Annotated in this window: 17 protein-coding genes; 9 read left to right on the top strand and 8 right to left on the bottom strand. The window is 69.4% G+C overall.

Annotation, left to right across the window (positions count from 1 at the left end):
* Positions 1 to 219: 219 nt before the first annotated feature.
* The 5 genes from acs to IF11_RS42205 all read left to right on the top strand — a co-directional run bounded on the left by acs (position 220) and on the right by IF11_RS42205 (position 5,787).
* Entirely contained in the window at positions 220 to 2,175 is a 1,956-nt protein-coding gene (gene acs / locus IF11_RS0121285; RefSeq protein WP_030353260.1) for an acetate--CoA ligase, read from the top strand.
* 253 nt (positions 2,176 to 2,428) lie between these two features.
* Positions 2,429 to 3,826 carry a Na+/H+ antiporter NhaA gene (gene nhaA / locus IF11_RS0121280; RefSeq protein ID WP_030353259.1) on the top strand — a complete coding sequence of 466 codons (1,398 nt, stop codon included), beginning with the start codon at positions 2,429 to 2,431 and terminating at the stop codon, positions 3,824 to 3,826.
* 63 nt (positions 3,827 to 3,889) lie between these two features.
* Positions 3,890 to 4,384, top strand: a complete 495-nt coding sequence (locus IF11_RS0121275) for a phage holin family protein (protein WP_030353258.1) — start codon at positions 3,890 to 3,892, stop codon at positions 4,382 to 4,384.
* The gene (locus IF11_RS0121270; protein WP_078490819.1) at positions 4,381 to 5,370 is read left to right on the top strand and encodes an alpha/beta fold hydrolase; all 990 of its coding nucleotides are present in this window, start codon (positions 4,381 to 4,383) and stop codon (positions 5,368 to 5,370) included. Before IF11_RS0121275 ends, IF11_RS0121270 begins: the two co-directional genes overlap by 4 nt.
* Positions 5,371 to 5,607: 237 nt before the next feature.
* Entirely contained in the window at positions 5,608 to 5,787 is a 180-nt protein-coding gene (locus IF11_RS42205; protein WP_078490818.1) for a hypothetical protein, read from the top strand.
* Positions 5,788 to 5,873: 86 nt separating this feature from the next.
* Here the strand turns inward: IF11_RS42205 and IF11_RS0121265 are convergent, their stop codons facing one another.
* From IF11_RS0121265 to nth, 3 genes are all read right to left on the bottom strand, one after another.
* Positions 5,874 to 7,073, bottom strand: coding sequence for a MarP family serine protease (locus IF11_RS0121265; RefSeq protein WP_030353256.1), 1,200 nt, complete (start codon positions 7,071 to 7,073; stop codon positions 5,874 to 5,876).
* A gap of 165 nt (positions 7,074 to 7,238) precedes the next feature.
* Positions 7,239 to 7,961: an NUDIX hydrolase gene (locus IF11_RS0121260; protein WP_030353255.1), complete on the bottom strand. Its 723-nt coding sequence runs from the start codon at positions 7,959 to 7,961 to the stop codon at positions 7,239 to 7,241.
* A 133-nt stretch (positions 7,962 to 8,094) separates the two neighbouring features.
* Positions 8,095 to 9,024, bottom strand: coding sequence for an endonuclease III (gene nth, locus IF11_RS36850; RefSeq protein WP_338119981.1), 930 nt, complete (start codon positions 9,022 to 9,024; stop codon positions 8,095 to 8,097).
* Between the two features lie 338 nt (positions 9,025 to 9,362).
* Between nth and IF11_RS0121240 the strand changes: the two genes are divergently transcribed.
* Positions 9,363 to 10,037: a Crp/Fnr family transcriptional regulator gene (locus IF11_RS0121240; RefSeq protein WP_030353254.1), complete on the top strand. Its 675-nt coding sequence runs from the start codon at positions 9,363 to 9,365 to the stop codon at positions 10,035 to 10,037.
* Between the two features lie 61 nt (positions 10,038 to 10,098).
* On the opposite strand, the gene IF11_RS0121235 is transcribed toward IF11_RS0121240, so the two are convergent.
* From IF11_RS0121235 to sp36, 4 genes are all read right to left on the bottom strand, one after another.
* Positions 10,099 to 10,929, bottom strand: a complete 831-nt coding sequence (locus IF11_RS0121235; protein ID WP_030353253.1) for an MBL fold metallo-hydrolase — start codon at positions 10,927 to 10,929, stop codon at positions 10,099 to 10,101.
* Positions 10,926 to 11,918 (bottom strand): NUDIX hydrolase, encoded by a 993-nt coding sequence (locus tag IF11_RS0121230; protein ID WP_051746105.1) that lies wholly within the window; start codon positions 11,916 to 11,918, stop codon positions 10,926 to 10,928. Before IF11_RS0121230 ends, IF11_RS0121235 begins: the two co-directional genes overlap by 4 nt.
* A gap of 215 nt (positions 11,919 to 12,133) precedes the next feature.
* On the bottom strand, positions 12,134 to 12,604 hold the full coding sequence (locus tag IF11_RS0121225) for a RidA family protein (RefSeq protein ID WP_030353251.1): 471 nt from the start codon (positions 12,602 to 12,604) through the stop codon (positions 12,134 to 12,136).
* Positions 12,601 to 12,762, bottom strand: coding sequence for a Sp36 family protein (gene sp36, locus IF11_RS40230; protein ID WP_014178397.1), 162 nt, complete (start codon positions 12,760 to 12,762; stop codon positions 12,601 to 12,603). Before sp36 ends, IF11_RS0121225 begins: the two co-directional genes overlap by 4 nt.
* 72 nt (positions 12,763 to 12,834) lie before the next feature.
* Here sp36 and bagA point away from each other — a divergent pair, with 72 nt between their 5' ends.
* Complete coding sequence (gene bagA / locus IF11_RS0121215) at positions 12,835 to 13,800, top strand: ATPase BagA (RefSeq protein WP_030353250.1); 966 nt, start codon at positions 12,835 to 12,837, stop codon at positions 13,798 to 13,800.
* The gene (bagB, locus tag IF11_RS0121210; protein ID WP_030353249.1) at positions 13,797 to 15,125 is read left to right on the top strand and encodes an ATPase BagB; all 1,329 of its coding nucleotides are present in this window, start codon (positions 13,797 to 13,799) and stop codon (positions 15,123 to 15,125) included. Before bagA ends, bagB begins: the two co-directional genes overlap by 4 nt.
* A gap of 217 nt (positions 15,126 to 15,342) precedes the next feature.
* On the opposite strand, the gene IF11_RS0121205 is transcribed toward bagB, so the two are convergent.
* Positions 15,343 to 15,687 carry a WhiB family transcriptional regulator gene (locus tag IF11_RS0121205; protein ID WP_030353248.1) on the bottom strand — a complete coding sequence of 115 codons (345 nt, stop codon included), beginning with the start codon at positions 15,685 to 15,687 and terminating at the stop codon, positions 15,343 to 15,345.
* A 397-nt stretch (positions 15,688 to 16,084) separates the two neighbouring features.
* On the opposite strand from IF11_RS0121205, the gene IF11_RS0121200 reads away from it, so the two are divergent.
* Positions 16,085 to 18,361, top strand: a complete 2,277-nt coding sequence (locus IF11_RS0121200) for a transglycosylase domain-containing protein (RefSeq protein WP_030353247.1) — start codon at positions 16,085 to 16,087, stop codon at positions 18,359 to 18,361.
* The last annotated feature ends 31 nt before the right edge of the window (positions 18,362 to 18,392 follow it).

Raw genomic sequence — 18,392 nt, 5'->3', positions numbered from 1 at the left:
CATCCGTGAGAGTGTGTGGCCCCCTTCCCCACCACCCCGGGGAGGAGGGCCATTTCTCAGCCGGACGCGGGACAGCTGATCCGGGACCCGTGTCCGGGCGGCGGATCCGATCCCCATCGCACAGGTCTAAACCAATTTCCGGAAGCCCCTTGTCACCCGGGCATCCGCCTGATGAGCTAGGCCCGGGACACATAGGACGCCCTGGGAAAGGGAGATGTCGTGAGCAACGAAAGCCTGGCCAACCTGCTCAAGGAGGACCGGCGGTTCGCACCGCCGGCCGAGCTGGCCGCGCACGCCAATGTGACGGCGGAGGCGTACGAGCAGGCCGAGGCGGACAGGCTTGGCTTCTGGGCCGAGCAGGCGAGGCGGCTCACCTGGGTCACCGAGCCGACCGAGACGCTGGACTGGTCGAACCCGCCATTCGCGAAGTGGTTCGCGGACGGCGAGCTGAATGTCGCCTACAACTGCGTCGATCGCCATGTGGCGGCCGGTCACGGAAACCGCGTGGCCATCCACTTCGAGGGCGAGCCGGGCGACAGCCGCGCGATCACCTACGCGGAGCTGAAGGACGAGGTGTCGCGGGCCGCCAACGCGCTCACCGAGCTGGGCGTGCGCGCGGGCGACCGGGTCGCCGTATATCTGCCGATGATCCCCGAGGCCGCGGTCGCCATGCTGGCCTGCGCCCGGATCGGGGCCGCGCACTCCGTGGTCTTCGGCGGCTTCTCGGCCGACGCCGTCGCGTCCCGTATCCAGGACGCCGACGCCAAGCTGGTGATCACGTCCGACGGTGGTTACCGCCGGGGCAAGCCGAGCGCCCTCAAGCCGGCCATCGACGAGGCCGTCGCCAAGTGCCCGCAGGTGGAGCATGTGCTGGTGGTCCGCCGTACCGGCCAGGACACGGCTTTCGACGACTCCCGTGATGTGTGGTGGCACGACATCGTCGGGCGCCAGTCCCCGGAGCACATCCCGGAGGCGTTCCCGGCGGAGCACCCGCTCTTCATCCTCTACACCTCAGGGACGACGGGTAAGCCCAAGGGCATCCTGCACACTTCGGGCGGCTATCTCACCCAGGCGGCCTACACCCACCACGCCGTGTTCGACCTCAAGCCCGAGACGGACGTGTACTGGTGCACGGCTGACATCGGCTGGGTGACGGGCCACTCGTACATCGTGTACGGGCCGCTGGCCAACGGCGCCACACAGGTGATGTACGAGGGCACGCCCGACACCCCGCACCAGGGGCGGTTCTGGGAGATCGTGCAGAAGTACGGGGTGACGATCCTCTACACCGCGCCGACCGCGATCCGTACGTTCATGAAGTGGGGCGACGACATCCCCGCGAAGTTCGATCTGACCTCGCTGCGGGTGCTGGGCTCGGTCGGTGAGCCGATCAACCCCGAGGCATGGATCTGGTACCGCGAGCACATCGGCGCCGGCAAGACCCCGATCGTGGACACCTGGTGGCAGACCGAGACCGGCGCCATGATGATCTCCCCGCTTCCCGGTGTGACGGAGACCAAACCGGGCTCAGCCCAGCGCGCCCTGCCCGGCATCTCCGCGACCGTCGTGGACGACGAGGCCCGCGAGGTGCCCAACGGGGGCGGCGGCTATCTCGTCCTGACCGAGCCCTGGCCGTCGATGCTGCGCACCATCTGGGGCGACGACCAGCGGTTCATCGACACCTACTGGTCGCGCTTCGAGGGCAAGTACTTCGCCGGGGACGGCGCGAAGAAGGACGACGACGGCGACATCTGGCTGCTGGGGCGGGTGGACGACGTCATGCTCGTCTCCGGCCACAACATCTCGACGACGGAGGTGGAGTCGGCCCTCGTCTCGCACCCCAAGGTCGCCGAAGCCGCCGTGGTCGGTGCCGCGGACGAGACGACCGGCCAGGCCATCGTCGCCTTCGTGATCCTGCGGGGCACGGCCGTCGTCGACGACGGGCTCGTGGCCGAGCTGCGCAACCATGTCGGCACCACGCTCGGTCCGATCGCGAAGCCCAAGCGGATCCTTCCCGTCGCCGAACTGCCCAAGACCCGCTCCGGCAAGATCATGCGGCGTCTGCTGCGGGATATCGCGGAGAACCGTCAGCTCGGTGATGTCACCACACTCACCGACTCGTCGGTCATGGACCTCATCCAGAGCCAGCTGCCCAGCGCGACCAGCGAGGACTGAGCGGACCGGGAACGTACGTAACGTAAGCGGCGGGGCGCCTGGCATCGGATGCCGGGCGCCCCGCCGCTGTGTTCCCGCCGCTGTGTTCCCGCCTCTGTGTTCCCGTCTCCGCTCCCCTGCGCCGCGCTCGCCGCGGCCGGGTAAAGTAGGCAGCGCGTAAATAACACAACAAGAATTTCAAGGTGCGCCGGGAAGTCTGGTCGGCATGTGATGCGTCATGTCCGCAGATCGACCGGAGGCTTCCCTCGTGCCCGTGTCCGCGCCCACCCCCACCGGCCGTAAGTTCCTCGGCCGCCTCCCGCTGCCCGAACGGAACTATCTCGCGGAGGCGCTGCGCACGGAGACCGTCGGCGGCGTCCTGCTCCTCATCGCCGCCATCGCCGCGCTCCTCTGGGCGAACACCCCACTGAGCCACAGCTACGAGGCCGTAAGCGACTTCCACATCGGCCCCTCGGCGCTCGGCCTCGACCTCTCCGTACAGCACTGGGCGGCCGACGGTCTGCTCGCCATCTTCTTCTTCGTCGCCGGCATCGAGCTGAAGCGCGAACTGGTGGCCGGGGAACTGCGCGACCCCAAGGCAGCCGCGCTCCCCGTGATCGCCGCGCTCTCCGGAATGATCGTGCCCGCCCTGGTCTATGTGCTGGTCAACAAGACCGGCGGCGGTTCCCTGAGCGGCTGGGCCGTGCCCGTCGCCACCGATATCGCCTTCGCGCTCGCCGTCCTCGCGGTCATCGGCACCTCGCTGCCCTCGGCGCTGCGCGCCTTCCTCCTGACCCTCGCGGTCGTCGACGATCTCTTCGCCATCCTGATCATCGCCGTCTTCTTCACCAGCGATCTGAACTTCGCGGCACTCGGTGGCGCGGTCGCCGGGCTCGTCGTCTTCTGGGTGCTGCTGCGCAAGGGCATACGCGGGTGGTACGTGTATATCCCGCTGGCGCTGGTCATCTGGGGCCTGATGTACAACAGCGGCGTCCACGCCACCATCGCTGGTGTCGCGATGGGTCTGATGCTGCGCTGCACCAGGAACGAGGGCGAGAAGCACTCCCCCGGCGAGCACATCGAGCATCTGGTGCGCCCCGTCTCGGCCGGGCTGGCCGTACCGCTGTTCGCACTCTTCTCCGCGGGCGTCTCCGTCTCAGGCGGCGCGCTCGGCAAGGTCTTCACACAGCCGGAGACCCTCGGCGTCGTACTGGGTCTGGTCGTCGGCAAGGCGGTCGGCATCTTCGGCGGCACCTGGCTGGCCGCGCGCTTCACCAGGGCCGAGCTGAACGAGGACCTGGCCTGGCCCGATGTCTTCGCGCTCGCCTCGCTCGCCGGGATCGGTTTCACCGTCTCACTGCTCATCGGGGAGCTGGCCTTCTCGACGGACCCCGCGCTCACCGACGAGGTGAAGGCCGCGGTGCTGACCGGCTCGGTCATCGCCGCCGTCCTCTCCGGGGTCCTGCTCAAGCTGCGGGTCCGCAAGTACCGCGCGCTGTACGAGGAGGAGGAGCGCGACGAGGACAGGGACGGCATCCCCGACATCTATGAACAGGACGATCCGGGGTACCACTTGCGCATGGCCGAGCTGTACGAGGCGAAGGCCGCCGAGCACCGTCGGCTGGCGGAACACGCGGGGGCAGCGCGCGAGGACGGCGACGGTCCGGCATGATCGGACAACGGATTCGTAGCCGAGCGGTCCGTAGCCGAGAAGAGCGAGAAGAGGGAGTCACCGATGAGCGACCCCGGCAAGCACGTCGCCGACGCCGTCCGGACCGGCACCGTGATCGAAGCCGCCGCGGGCGACCGCAGCATTGGCCAGCTGGTCGCCGCGGCCACCGCCGAGATGTCCGCGCTGGTGCACGATGAGATCGCCCTGGCCAAGGCCGAGATCCGACAGGACGTCAAGCGCGGTGTGATGGGCGGAGCCGCGGGCACGATCGCGGCGGTGCTCGCCCTGTTCTCCCTGCCGGTGCTGAGCTTCGCCGCCGCGTACGGAATCCACAATCTGGGGCTCGGGCTCGCCTGGTCGTTCCTGATCGTGGGCGGAGCGTTTCTGATCCTCGCGGCGCTGCTCGCCGGGCTCGCCCTGCTGAAGTTCAAGAAGGTGAAGCCGCCGGAGAAGTCCATCGCCTCGGCCAAGGAGACGGCGGCCGTACTGCAGAACGTGAAACCGCACCCCCGCCAGGTCCGGGAAGGCACCAAGTCTGTGGCACGCTCGTCTGCATGACCGCCCCTGAATCCGACCCCGGCAAGACCTCCGGCACGGTGCCTGGCACGTCCTCCGGTGGGACCTCAGGAGCGACGCCGGCCTCCGCCATCCGTCTCGATGGTCCCTGGACCCATCGTGATGTGGCGGCCAATGGTGCGCGCTTCCATATCGCCGAGATGGGCGAGGGGCCGCTGGTGTTGCTGCTCCATGGCTTCCCGCAGTTCTGGTGGACCTGGCGCCATCAGCTGACCGCGCTGGCGGACGCCGGGTATCGCGCGGTGGCCATGGATCTGCGGGGAGTGGGCGGCAGCGACCGTACGCCCCGGGGTTACGACCCCGCCAATCTGGCGCTCGACATCACCGGGGTGGTGCGTTCCCTCGGTGAGCCCGACGCGGCGCTCGTCGGCCATGACCTGGGCGGCTATCTCGCCTGGACGGCGGCCGTGATGCGACCCAAGCTGGTGCGCCGGCTCGCGGTCTCCTCGATGCCGCACCCGCGCCGCTGGCGCTCGGCGATGCTCTCCGACTTCTCGCAGAGCCGCGCCGGATCGTATATCTGGGGTTTCCAGCGACCGTGGCTGCCGGAGCGTCAGCTCGTGGCCGAGGACGCGGCGCTGGTGGGGCAGCTGATCCGGGACTGGTCCGGCCCCCGGCTGCCCGACGACGAGTCGATCGCGATCTACCGGCGCGCGATGACCATCCCGTCCACGGCGCACTGCTCGATCGAGCCGTACCGCTGGATGGTGCGGTCGATGGCACGGCCTGACGGCATCCAGTTCAACCGGCGGATGAAGCGCCCGGTGCGGGTGCCGACGCTCCAGCTGCACGGGTCCCTCGACCCGGCGATGCGGACGCGCAGCACCGCCGGGTCGGCGGAGTATGTGGAAGCGCCCTATCGCTGGCGGCTGTTCGATGGGTTGGGGCACTTCCCGCACGAGGAGGACCCCGCCGCGTTCTCCGCGGAACTCATCAACTGGCTCAAGGACCCCGAGCCGGACCGCTGAACCGGCCCTGAACGGGACCTCTGAACGGGACCCCTGAACCGGGCGGCGTCGGTGCTGGCGGTAACGGTGGTCGCGGTCGGTGGCGGCTCACACGGGACGGTGAAGAGCGACGCGCCGCCCGTCCCGGTTGTCACCCTTTGAACGCTTGTCCTACGAACTGCCAAATGCCTCGCGCATAGGCCAATTGGCCCCCTCCCGCGCGGTTACCGACCATGGGCCAGGGGCACAGGTCGAAGTATGGGCTGGACGCACGACTACGGTGACGCAGCACGCAACCGCCGCTCGGCCTCTGCGCCGATCATCCACAGAAGGGGCGGCCCCGACGAGCAGGGCCATGATCCCCGGCTCGGTATTTCCCTGATCCTCCGCCGCAGAGCGCGCTGGGTCTCGGCCCGGCTGCGTCATCAACGTTCCTGAGGGCGCGTCACAGAGTCCCGCGCCCGGCCCGCCTCGGCCGTCGGCCCGCCTCACCCGCCGGTCGTCACGCCTCGTCCTGACAGGACCTAGAGGGCGCACCCCTGGGTGTCGACCTGCTGGTTGGCGTTCCGGCCGAGCGTGATGTCGTCGCGGATCTCGTCCGCCGTCAGCGCGTAGCCGGTCTGGGGGTCGTCGAGCGACCTGGCGAAGATCACTCCGTACACCTTGCCCTCGGTGGTGAGGAGCGGGCCGCCGGAGTTGCCCTGGCGTACGTTGGCGAAGAGTGAGTAGACATCGCGCCGGACCTCGCCGCGGCGGTAGATGTCCGGGCCGTTGGCGTCGATACGGCCCCGGACGCGCGCGGAGCGTACGTCGTACGAGCCGTTCTCCGGGAAGCCCGCGACGATCGCGCTGTCCCCGCTGGCCGCGTCCTTGTCGGTGAACTGGAGCGGCTGGGCGGGAAGGTTCGGTACGTCGAGCACGGCGATGTCGCGCTGCCAGTCGTAGAGGACGACCTTGGCGTCGTACAGCCGTCCCTCACCGCCTATCTGGACGGTGGGCTCCTCCACACCGCCGACCACATGCGCGTTGGTCATCACACGGCGGTCGGCGAAGACGAAGCCGGATCCTTCGAGGACCTTGCCGCAGCTGGGCGCCGTACCGACGACCTTGACGATCGACTGCTGGGCGCGGGCCGCCACCGGGCTGCCCGCGAGCGCCGGATCCGGGGCCTGGACCTCGGTGATGGGCTCATTGGCGAACGGGCTGAAGACCTGCGGGAAGCCGTTCTGGGCCAGTACCGACGAGAAGTCCGTGAACCAGCTGGACGCCTGGGTGGGCATCACGCGGGAGACCCCGAGCAGCACCTTCGAGCTGCGGACCTCCTTGCCGAGCGTCGGCAGTGAGGTCCCGGCGAGGGCGGAGCCGATCAGCCAGGCCACCAGCAGCATGGCCACGACATTGACCAGCGCGCCGCCGCTGGCGTCCAGGGCACGGGCCGGCGACCACGTGATGTAGCGGCGCAGCTTGTTGCCGAGGTGTGTGGTGAAGGCCTGGCCGACCGAGGCACAGACGATCACTATGACGATCGCGACGACGGCGGCAGTAGTGGAGACCTCGGAGTCCGCGGTCATCTTGGCCCAGACCACGGGCAGGAGATAGACCGCCACGAGACCGCCGCCGAGGAAGCCGATCACCGACAGGATGCCCACCACGAAACCCTGGCGGTAGCCGACGACCGCGAACCACACGGCGGCGAGCAGCAGCAGGATGTCCAGCACGTTCACCGTCAATAGCCTCGCTTGCCTCGCGGATACGTCTCCGGTCGCCCCGCCCGGTCGGCGGGTCGCCCCGCCCGGCCGTCGGTACGGGAGCTCCGGCGGCCCTGGTGGCCTGGGGCGGAGCCGCCGCGGTCAGGGACCCCCGAAGGGCGGAGCATGGGGGTCAGCCTGTCATGCACGCCAGTCCAGCGGGACCTGCTTCGAGCGGTCCCATGGCTGCTCCCAGCCCGCGAAATACAGAATCCGGTCGATCACTCCGGCCGTAAAGCCCCAGACGAGCGCGGATGCGACCAGAAAGGCCGGGCCGCGGTAGCCGCTGGGGTGGCGGGCGGTCGCACGGTTGGCCGGGTCCGTGAGATCCGCCACGGGGACGGTGAAGACCCGGGCGGTCTCCCCGGGGTCGACGACGCCGACGGGGGTGGGGCTGCGCCACCAGCCGAGCACGGGCGTCACGACGAACTCGCTCACCGGGATGTAGAGCTTGGGCAGCACGCCGAAGAGCTGGACTCCGGACGGGTCGAGACCGGTCTCCTCCTCGGCCTCGCGCAGCGCCGCCCGCAGCGGTCCCGTGGTGGCCGGATCGCCGTCGTCGGGGTCGAGGGAGCCGCCGGGGAACGAGGGCTGCCCCGGATGCGAGCGCAGGCTGCTGGAACGCTCCATGAGCAGCAGCTCGGGGCCGCGGGCGCCCTCGCCGAAGAGGATCAGGACGGCGGACTGCCGGCCGCCGCTCTCGGGCGGCAGGAAGCGGCTGAGCTCCTCCGGCACGACGGTCCGCGCGACGCGCACGACGGGCATCAGCCAGTCGGGCAGCCCGTCGGTGGAGACGGCGCCCCCGGCCGTCGCCGGGTCGCCGTAGGTCTCTTTGGCTCGGTAGGTCTCTTCAGCTCGCGTCATAGGCACTCCTGTCGTACAACGCCTGCCGTCGGCCGGATCGTTCCGCCCTCATCCGGCTCCACTCGTTCGTGCCTTCGGTGGTTCGGTACTCGTACTGGTCGGTGTCGTGCTTCATACGGCACGGACCGCTCGCCTACTCAATGCGCGCCGGGGCCGGTTTGCCCGGGTAGTCGGCGGGCGGGCTCAGACGCTGGCCCGGGTAGCCGCCCATCTCGTATTTCAGCAGCTTGCGCGCCTTCTCGGGGTCCGTCTCGCCTTCTCCGTACGAGGGGCAGAGATGCGCGATCGGACAGGCCCCGCAGGCCGGCTTGCGGGAGTGGCAGATACGGCGGCCGTGGAAGATCACGCGGTGCGAGAGCATCGTCCACTCGGTCTTGGGGAAGATCGCGGCGATCTCCGCCTCGACCTTCTCCGGGTCCTCCTGCTCGGTCCACTTCCAGCGGCGGACCAGCCGGCCGAAGTGGGTGTCGACCGTGAGGCCGGGGACGCCGAAGGCATTGCCGAGCACGACGTTCGCCGTCTTGCGGCCGACGCCCGGCAGCGACACCAGATCCTCCAGCCGGCCCGGGACCTCGCCGTCGAACCGGTCGCGCAGCGCCGTGGACAGCCCTATGAGCGACTTCGCCTTGGCCCGGAAGAAGCCCGTCGGGCGGATGGCCTCCTCCAGCTCCTCCGGCACGGCCGCGGCCATGTCCTCGGGGGTCGGGTACTTCGCGAAGACAGCGGGCGTCGTCTGGTTGACCCGCAGGTCGGTCGTCTGGGCGGACAGGACCGTCGCCACCAGCAGCTCGAACGGGTTCCGGAAATCCAGCTCGGGGTGGGCGTACGGATAGACCTCGGCCAGCTCGCGGTTTATCCGGCGGGCCCGGCGGACCATCGCCAGGTGCGATTCCGGCTTGGCGGCGGGCTTGGCGGTGGGCTTGGCGGTGGGCTTGGCCGCCGTCGCTGCCTTGGCCGCGGTCTTGGTCGCGGACTTGGCCTTGGCCTTGGCCGCAGCCTTGACCGGCTTGACCGTTGACCCTTTTGCGGCTTTTTTCCGTTTCGCTGAAGGCTGTTCGCCCACAGCGGAATTCTGCTCCGCGGACACTCTTCCAGCCCCCTTGGCCTGCGCTGTCACCGGCGAGTTGGACACCCGGCCAGCGTAAAGCCCCGCACTGACATCCGCCCCGGCGACGGCCGATCGCCACCCGATTCGGCACCCAGGGCACAGTTGGGCACGCGCGTACGTCAAACTTGTGACTGATCGCACGGTTTCGAACAACCGGAATTCGGTAGCGGGCCAATCAGCCCGGGGATGCCAAGCCACCCGAGAACAAGCGGCACGTACGGCATCATGGGGACCACGGTCCCAGAGCAGGTGGGGACCACAGTTCCCTGAGCAGGTCGACAAGGAGAGAACACGTGGACGACGTTCTGCGGCGTGCCCCGCTCTTCGCGGCGCTCGATGACGAGCAGGCGGCGGAGCTCCGCGCCTCGATGAGTGAAGCGACGCTCGCGCGCGGTGACGCGCTCTTCCACGAGGGCGACCCGGGCGACCGCCTCTATGTGGTCACCGAGGGCAAGGTCAAGCTCCACCGCACCTCCCCCGACGGCCGCGAGAACATGCTGGCCGTACTCGGCCCCGGCGAACTGATCGGCGAGCTGTCCCTCTTCGACCCCGGCCCGCGCACCGCCACCGCGAGCGCGCTCACCGAGGTCAAGCTCCTCGGGCTCGGCCATGGCGACCTCCAGCCATGGCTGAACGCCCGCCCGGAAGTGGCCACGGCCCTGCTGCGCGCCGTCGCACGCCGACTGCGCAAGACGAACGACCAGATGTCCGACCTGGTCTTCTCCGACGTCCCCGGCCGCGTGGCCCGTGCGCTCCTCGATCTGTCGCGCCGCTTCGGCGTCCAGTCGGAGGAAGGCATCCATGTCGTCCACGACCTGACGCAGGAAGAGCTGGCCCAGCTGGTCGGCGCCTCCCGCGAGACGGTCAACAAGGCGCTCGCCGACTTCGCGCAGCGCGGCTGGCTGCGTCTTGAGGCGCGCGCGGTGATCCTGCTGGACGTGGAGCGCCTCGCGAAGCGCTCGCGCTGACACGACGCCGCACGTCCCGAAGGGCTCCGCCTCCTGGTGGGGCCCTTCGTCGCTCCATCCCTCAGATGAGGCCGTGCTCGCGCAGATACTCCAGCTGCGCCCTTACGGACAGTTCGGCCGCGGGCCACAGGGACCTGTCCACGCCCGCGTACACATGCGCCACCACCTCGGCGGGCGTACGGTGCCCGTTCTCCACGGCCGTCTCGACCTGGGCGAGCCGGTTCGCGCGATGGGCGAGATAGAACTCCACCGCACCCTGGGCGTCGTCCAGGACGGGGCCATGGCCCGGCAGGACCGTATGGACCCCGTCGTCGACCGTGAGCGAGCGCAGCCGGCGGAGCGAGTCGAGGTAGTCGCCGAGCCTGCCGTCCGGGTGGGCAACGAGTGTCGTACCCCGGCCGAGGATGGTGTCGCCAGTGAGTACCGCGCGGTCGGCGGGCAGATGGAAGGAGAGGGAGTCGGCGGTGTGCCCCGGAGTGGGCACGACCCGTAGCTCAAGACCGCCGGTGGTGATGACGTTCCCGGCCGCGAGCCCTTCGTCCCCGAGGCGCAGCGCCGGGTCCAGGGCGCGGACAGGGGTACGGGTGAGCGCGGCGAAGCGCGCCGCGCCGGCCGCGTGGTCCGGGTGGCCATGGGTGAGCAGGGTCAGCGCGATCCGCTTCCCGGCTCTCTCCGCGACGTCGATGACCGCTTTGAGGTGGAGTTCGTCGAGCGGGCCCGGGTCGATGACGACCGCCGACTCCGAGTCCGGCTCCGAGACGATCCAGGTGTTGGTGCCGTCGAGGGTCATCGCGGAGGCGTTCGGGGCGAGGACGTTGATGGCGCGGGCCGTGGCGGGGCCGGAGAGCACCCCGCCGCGCGGCTGGCCCGGGAGGGCGGCGGCGTCGGTCATCGGGGGCCTCCGGACGGACTGTGACTGTGACCCTGGCCCTGGCCCTGGCCCTGGCTCGGACTCGGGCTCGGGCTCTGACGGGGACTCGGGCTCTGGCTCGGGCTCTGGCTCGGGCTCTGCTGCTGCTCGCCCGGACGCTGTTCCACGCGCTTGGTGAACTCCTCGTGGCCGGGCCAGCTGAGCACCAGCTCCTCGCCCTCCATCCGGGCCGTCGCCAGTACGGGCGTCAGATCGCGGCCGTCGGAGCCGGCGAGCGCCTCGTCGGCCGTACCGTACGGCTGGAGCTGACGCAGCGTCGCGACGGTCGGCGGCATCATCAGCAGCTCGCCCCTGTCGTACGCCGCCGTCGCCTCGGCCGGTCGGATCCACACCGTACGGTCGGCCTCCGTGGAAGTGTTCCTGGTCCGCTGGCCCGGAGGCAGCGCGGCCACGAAGAACCAGGTGTCATAGCGGCGCGGTTCGAACTCGGGGGTGATCCAGCGGGCCCACGCGCCGAGCAGATCGCTGCGCAGCACCAGCCCGCGCCGGTTGAGGAAGTCGGCGAACGACAGCTCATGTCCGGCGAGGGCGTCGCGGTCGGCCTCCCAGTCGTCGCCCGTGGTGTCGCCGACGACGGTCTCGGCCGTCTCTCCGGCGAGCAGGACACCGGCCTCCTCGTAGGTCTCGCGGACCGCCGCGCACACGATGGCCTGCGCGGACGCGGCGTCGACGCCGAGCCGTCGCGCCCATACGTCACGACCGGGGCCGGCCCAGCCGACGGTCCGGTCGTCGTCCCGGGGATCGACTCCGCCGCCGGGGTATGCGTACGCGCCGGCGGCGAACGCCATGGAGGCGCGGCGCCGCAGCATATGGACGGCGAGGCCGCCGGGATCGTCGCGCAGGAGCATCACGGTCGCGGCCCGCCGGGGAGTCATCGCGGTGATCTCACCGGCGGCGAGGGCACGGATCCGCACGGGCCATTCGGGCGGGTACCACTGACCATTGGGCATGGCCGGATGCTATGCGCTGGCGCGGGGATGTTCGAGAGGCGCTGGAGGGCATGTGTTGCGGCACCACGTACAGAACGATCCCGCCCGGCACGCTCCACATACACGCACCGCACCGCACCGCACCGCACCGCACCGCACCGCACCGGGCAGGATCTTCAGCGAAGCGCCAGGCGCAGAACGCGGCCCATAAGCCACGGCCCGCGCCCGGCCGTCGCTCAGCCCTCTGTCAGCTCCACCTGGATCTCGACCTCGACCGGCGCGTCCAGCGGCAGCACCGCCACGCCCACGGCGCTGCGCGCGTGCACGCCCTTGTCGCCGAGGACCTGGCCGAGCAGCTCGCTCGCGCCGTTGAGGACACCCGGCTGGCCGGTGAAGTCGGCGGCCGAGGCGACGAAGCCCGTGACCTTCACCACGCGCGCGATGCGGTCCAGATCGCCGATGACGGACTTCACGGCGGCCAGGGCGTTCAGCGCGCAGGTGGCCGCCAGTTCCTTGGCCTCCTCCGCGGTGACCTCGGCGCCGACCTTGCCGGTGACCGGAAGCTTGCCCTCCACCATCGGGAGCTGGCCCGCGGTGTAGACGTACGCACCGGACAGTACGGCCGGCTGATAGGCCGCCAGCGGCGGTACGACCTCGGGCAGCCTCAGCCCGAGTTCGGCGAGGGTGGCCTCGACGGCTCCGCTCATGCGGCTTTCTCCCGCTTCAGATAGGCCACCAGCTGCTCCGGGTTGTTCGGCCCGGGGACGACCTGGACAAGCTCCCAGCCGTCCTCGCCCCAGGTGTCCAGAATCTGCTTGGTCGCGTGCACGAGAAGGGGCACGGTCGCGTATTCCCACTTGGTCATGGAGGCGACTGTAGTCGTACCGCGTGGCGGCCTCGTGCGTAGCCCGCGGCCCGACTGGTTAGGCTCGAATACGTGAGCAGGCTCCAGGTCGTCAGCGGCAAGGGCGGTACCGGTAAGACGACGGTCGCCGCCGCCCTCGCGCTCGCCCTCGCCACCGAGGGGAAGCGCACGCTCCTCGTCGAGGTCGAGGGCAGACAGGGCATCGCACAGCTCTTCGAGACGGAGGCCCTTCCGTACGAGGAGCGGAAGATCGCCGTCGCCTCGGGCGGCGGCGAGGTGTTCGCGCTGGCCATCGACGCCGAGCGCGCCCTCCTCGACTATCTCCAGATGTTCTACAAGCTCGGCAGCGCGGGCCGGGCGCTCAAGAAGATCGGCGCGATCGACTTCGCGACGACGATCGCGCCGGGGGTCAGGGACGTGCTGCTGACCGGCAAGGCGTGCGAGGCGGTCCGCAGGCGCGACAAGAGGGGACGTTTCGTCTACGACTACGTCGTGATGGACGCCCCGCCCACCGGCCGCATCACCCGCTTCCTCAATGTGAACGACGAGGTGGCAGGGCTGGCGAAGATCGGCCCGATACACAATCAGGCGCAGGCCGTGATGCGGGTCCTGAAGTCGCCCGAGACGGCCGTGCATTTGGTGACGCTCCTGGAGGAGATGCCGGTCCAGGAGACCGCGGACGGCATCGCCGAGCTGCGGGGTGCGGAGCTGCGGGTCGGCAAGGTGATCGTGAACATGGTCAGACCGCATCTCCTGGACGAGGCCGCCGTACGCGCCGCGGCCGGCGATCGCCGCAAGGAGGTCGCCAAGGCCCTCGCCATGGCGGGTGTGCCCGCGCCCACGAAGCTCGTCGGGCCGCTGCTCGACCAGGCGGCGGAGCACGCGCAGCGCGTGGAGCTGGAGCGCGATCAGCGAGCCGTCCTGGCCAAGCTGGCGCTGCCCACGTACGAACTCCCCCTGGTCGGCGAGGGAATGGATCTCGCCGGTCTGTACCGGCTGGCGGGGGAGCTACGGGAACTCGGGGAGGTCTTCGCATGACCCTGGACTCTGCGGCTGCCCCACTCGAAATCGATCCGCTGCTCGACGATCCGGCCACCCGCATCGTCGTGTGCTGCGGCTCGGGCGGCGTCGGCAAGACGACGACCGCGGCGGCTCTCGGCGTACGGGCGGCGGAGCGCGGCAGGAAGGTGGTCGTCCTGACCATCGACCCGGCCCGCCGGCTGGCCCAGTCGATGGGGATCGACTCGCTCGACAACACGCCGCGGCAGGTGAAGGGCGTCGGGGGTCCCGGCGAACTGCACGCCATGATGCTCGACATGAAGCGGACCTTCGACGAGATCGTCGAGGCGCACGCGGACCCGGACCGGGCCCGCGCCATCCTGGAGAACCCCTTCTACCAGTCCCTGTCGGCCGGCTTCGCGGGCACGCAGGAGTACATGGCGATGGAGAAGCTGGGGCAGCTGCGGGCCCGCGACGACTGGGACCTGATCATCGTCGACACGCCGCCGTCGCGCTCCGCGCTGGACTTCCTGGACGCGCCGAAGCGGCTCGGTTCCTTTCTCGACGGGAAGTTCATCAGGCTGCTGATGGCGCCGGCCAAGATGGGCGGCCGGGCGGGGATGAAGTTCCTGAATGTCGGTATGTCGATGATGACCGGCACGCTGGGAAAGCTGCTCGGCGGCCAATTCCTGCGCGATGTACAGACGTTCATCACCGCTATGGACACGATGTTCGGTGGGTTCCGTACGCGCGCGGACGCGACGTACCGGCTGCTTCAGGCGCCGGGGACGGCGTTTCTGGTGGTCGCGGCGCCGGAGCGGGACGCCTTGCGGGAGGCGGCGTACTTCGTGGAGCGGCTGGCGGCCGAGGAGATGCCGCTGGCCGGGCTGGTGCTCAACCGCGTCCACGGGAGCGGGGCGGCGCGGCTGTCGGCGGAGCGGGCGCGGGCCGCGGCGGAAAATCTTGAAGACAGCCGCATTGTGGATCAGGAGGCCGGGAATGCTCAGGGTCGTGGCAGTGCAGTCCCGGAAGGCTCTTCTCCCGAAGCCTCCGAGACGCACGAGCCGCCCCTTGAAGCCCCCGCACCTGACGAATCCGACGCATCCACCCTGCCCGCCGCCTCGGCCGCACCCGAATCGGTCGCGTCTGTCACAACTGTGGAACAGCTGACGGCGGGTCTGCTGCGCCTGCATGCCGAACGGATGCAGGTGCTCGCGCGTGAAGAGCGCACGCGCGACCGCTTCACCGCGCTGCACCCCGAGGTGGCGGTGGCGGAGGTCCCCGCCCTGCCCGGCGACGTTCATGACCTTGCCGGGCTCAGGGCCATCGCGGACCGCCTCGCGGCGGGTGGCACGACGAGCTGAGCACCGTACGGCGAGCCGCGGGGGTACCGCTTCGACGCGCCATGCCTGACACGCCGTGCTCAACAGACGGCGTGCTCGACAGACGGCGTGCTCGACACACCGTGTTCGACACACCGAATTAATTCGGCACGACACACCCGAAGCGCTGTCCACTTCACCGCCGAGTTGTGGCGCCCTCAGCAGGGGTTAGCGGTGACCGACTTCCGGTTTGCCCCGATTACCCCACCGCCGCGTACGTCTCGTACGTCTCGTCATCCTCCAAGCCCACGGGCAGCAGGCCCGCGCTGCGCTCGTACTCCGTGCGCGCGGTCTCAAGCAGCCGGCGCCACGAGGTGACGGTCGGTCGCCTGCGCAGCAGTGCGCGGCGTTCGCGCTCGGTCATTCCGCCCCACACGCCGAATTCGACGCGATTGTCCAGCGCGTCAGCCAGGCATTCGGTCCGCACCGGGCATCCGGTGCACACCGCCTTGGCCCTGTTCTGCGCCGCACCCTGCACGAACAGTTCATCTGGATCGGTAGTGCGGCAAGCTGCCTGCGCACTCCAGTCGGTTACCCAGCCCATGCTGGCGCCGTCCTCTCCCGAATCGAGGCTCCCCCACGGCGGCAGCGGCATATTCACCGTTGCCAGTTGAGGACGTTACGGAAGGCGGGCACAGCGCAACACCCCCTTCGGGCCCAATCTTGAATGGCCCGAACGGACTATGCGTACGCGGCAGATCACCCAGGGGAGTGAGCCGAGGGCATAACCGGCACATCCGACAGAGTCGGGTATTTCACTTGGGCCACAACGGGCATCTCATGCCAGGTACGGAGGATTCGGGCATCAATTTTCCGTGTTTCGGGTTCACGGAAAGTTCACGCCGGGTGCTTGATACACAACCGCACTGCTGTGACAGTTGGGGACAGCTTAGGCCAGAGCCTTGACGCGTGTCCGGCGATTGAGAACGTAGGCTGCCCTCATGCCAAAGAAGCGCTCGGGCGGGGGTCTGACCGGGACCCAGCAGGCCGCCAAGTTCCTCGGTGTCAGCGTGCTCGCGGGAGCGGTGCTCGCGGGAATCGCCCTGCCGGCCTTCGGGGCGCTGGGGCTCGCCGCCAAGGGGACGGTCGAGGGATTCGACGAGATCCCCGCCAACCTCAAGACGCCGCCGCTGAGTCAGCGGACCACGATCCTCGACTCCCAGGGCGGCCGTATCGCCACGGTCTACTCACGCGACCGTACCGTCGTTCCGCTCAAGGACATCTCCCCGTACATGCAGAAGGCGATCGTCGCGATCGAGGACTCGCGCTTCTACGAGCACGGGGCCATCGACCTGAAGGGCGTCCTGCGCGCGGTCAACCGCAACGCACAGTCGGGCGGCGTCGCCCAGGGTGCCTCGACGCTGACCCAGCAGTACGTCAAGAACGTCTTCGTCGAAGAGGCCGGCGACGACCCGGACAAGGTCGCGCAGGCCACCCAGCAGACCCTGGGCCGCAAGATCCAGGAGCTGAAGTACGCCATCCAGGTCGAGGAAGAGCTCGGCAAGAAGAAGATCCTTGAGAACTATCTGAACATCACCTTCTTCGGGCAGCAGGCCTACGGGATCGAGGCGGCCGCCCAGCGCTACTTCTCCAAGCCGGCCAAGGACCTGAAGCTCGAAGAGGCGGCGATGCTCGCGGGCATCGTCCAGTCGCCGAGCCGGTACGACCCCGTCAATGACGAGGAGGAGGCCACCAAGCGGCGCAACACCGTGCTGCAGCGGATGGCCGACGTCCGCGACATCTCCCAGGCGGAGGCCGACCGCGCCAAGGCCACGCCGATCACGCTGAAGGTGAGCCGTCCCGCGAACGGCTGCATCACGGCCGTCGCCGGGGCGGGCTTCTTCTGTGACTACGTACGCGAGGTCTTCCTGACCGACCCGGTCTTCGGCAAGGACCGCAAGGAGCGGGCCAAGGTCTGGAACCAGGGCGGTCTGACGATCCGTACGACGCTCGATCCGAAGGCCCAGAGCTCGGTACAGGCGTCGATAAAGGACCATGTCAACCAGAGCGACAAGGTCGCCGCGGCGGTGACCCTGGTCGAGCCAGGCACCGGCAAGGTCCTCGGCATGGGGCAGTCCAAGCCGTACGGCTTCGGGAAGAACGAGACCCAGATCAACTTCTCGGTCGACAAGGGGATGGGCGGCTCGAACTACGGCTTCCCGACCGGTTCGACCTTCAAGCCGTTCCTCGCGACGGCGGCCATCGAGCGCGGTGTCCCGCCGACACAGTCGTATCCCGCGCCGTACCAGATGCCGTACCCGGCCTCGATCCAGACGTGCAGCGGCAAGCCGTGGGTCAACACGGAGGGCGACACGGCCGAGAACGAGAACGAGTCGGAGGTCGGGCCGTACGCGCTGAAGGAGGCGATGGAAAAGTCCGTCAACACGTACTTCGTGCAGATGATAGGGCAAATCGGTCTCTGCCCCGTGACGGAGACGATCGCCAAGCTGGGCGTGGTCCAGGGCGACGGCAAGAAGCTTCCCGAGTCGCCGTCGGCCCTCACCCTGGGCTCACAGGGCATCTCGCCGCTGCGGATGGCCAGCGCGTACGCGGCCTTCGCGAACCGCGGCACGTACTGCACCCCCATCGCCATCGACTCCATCAAGACGGCGACGGGCAAGAGCCTGAAGGTGCCGGAGTCGAGCTGCTCCCAGGCCATGTCGGAGAGGACCGCCGACACGATCAACACACTGCTGAAGGGTGTGGTCGACTCCGGTACGGGTGAGGCGGCCGGACTGACGAGCCGCGACAACGCCGGTAAGACGGGTACGACGGACGCCCGTAAGAACGCGTGGTTCGTCGGTTACACGCCGAACATGTCCGGCGCGGTCTGGGTCGGCAGCCCGTCCCAGCAGGTCGAGATGGAGAACATCACGATCGGGGGCGAGTACCACGACAAGGTCTTCGGTGGTCAGGTCCCGGGTCCGATCTGGAAGGACGCGGTGTCCGGCGCGCTGGAGGGCAAACCCGCCCCCGGCTTCACGACGGTCGACATCCCGGACGCACCGAAGGGCCGGGACCCCGAGAAGCCGGGCGGGGACAACCAGGGCCAGGGCAACGGCGGCCGGGGCGACGGCAAGCCGGGCGACAACGGTGGTACGAATCCGTTCCCGGACATCTCGATCCCGCCGGACCTGATCGGCGGCGGCCAGTCCCAGGGCAATGGGAACGGCGGGAACGGCAACGGCGGCCAGGACGGCGGCGGGGGCTTCCCGTAAACCGCGGTGGCTGAATGCTGAGTGACGAAGG

Origin of the sequence: Streptomyces scopuliridis RB72 (assembly GCF_000718095.1) — a bacterium.
In the GTDB taxonomy this organism is placed as follows: Bacteria; Actinomycetota; Actinomycetes; order Streptomycetales; family Streptomycetaceae; genus Streptomyces; species Streptomyces scopuliridis.
Note: the sequence above shows the minus strand (reverse complement) of the source record. Positions and strands in the feature narration are given on the sequence as shown.

Bases quoted from the DNA above. Each gene is read 5' to 3' on its own strand.
- IF11_RS0121275 (WP_030353258.1), top strand. From the start codon at position 3,890: ATGAGCGACCCCGGCAAGCACGTCGCCGACGCCGTCCGGACCGGCACC.
- IF11_RS0121270 (WP_078490819.1), top strand. From the start codon at position 4,381: ATGACCGCCCCTGAATCCGACCCCGGCAAGACCTCCGGCACGGTGCCT.
- IF11_RS42205 (WP_078490818.1), top strand. From the start codon at position 5,608: ATGGGCTGGACGCACGACTACGGTGACGCAGCACGCAACCGCCGCTCG.
- IF11_RS0121260 (WP_030353255.1), bottom strand. From the start codon at position 7,961: ATGACGCGAGCTGAAGAGACCTACCGAGCCAAAGAGACCTACGGCGAC.
- IF11_RS0121235 (WP_030353253.1), bottom strand. From the start codon at position 10,929: ATGACCGACGCCGCCGCCCTCCCGGGCCAGCCGCGCGGCGGGGTGCTC.
- IF11_RS0121230 (WP_051746105.1), bottom strand. From the start codon at position 11,918: ATGCCCAATGGTCAGTGGTACCCGCCCGAATGGCCCGTGCGGATCCGT.
- IF11_RS0121225 (WP_030353251.1), bottom strand. From the start codon at position 12,604: ATGAGCGGAGCCGTCGAGGCCACCCTCGCCGAACTCGGGCTGAGGCTG.
- sp36 (WP_014178397.1), bottom strand. From the start codon at position 12,762: ATGACCAAGTGGGAATACGCGACCGTGCCCCTTCTCGTGCACGCGACC.
- bagB (WP_030353249.1), top strand. From the start codon at position 13,797: ATGACCCTGGACTCTGCGGCTGCCCCACTCGAAATCGATCCGCTGCTC.
- IF11_RS0121205 (WP_030353248.1), bottom strand. From the start codon at position 15,687: ATGGGCTGGGTAACCGACTGGAGTGCGCAGGCAGCTTGCCGCACTACC.
- IF11_RS0121200 (WP_030353247.1), top strand. From the start codon at position 16,085: ATGCCAAAGAAGCGCTCGGGCGGGGGTCTGACCGGGACCCAGCAGGCC.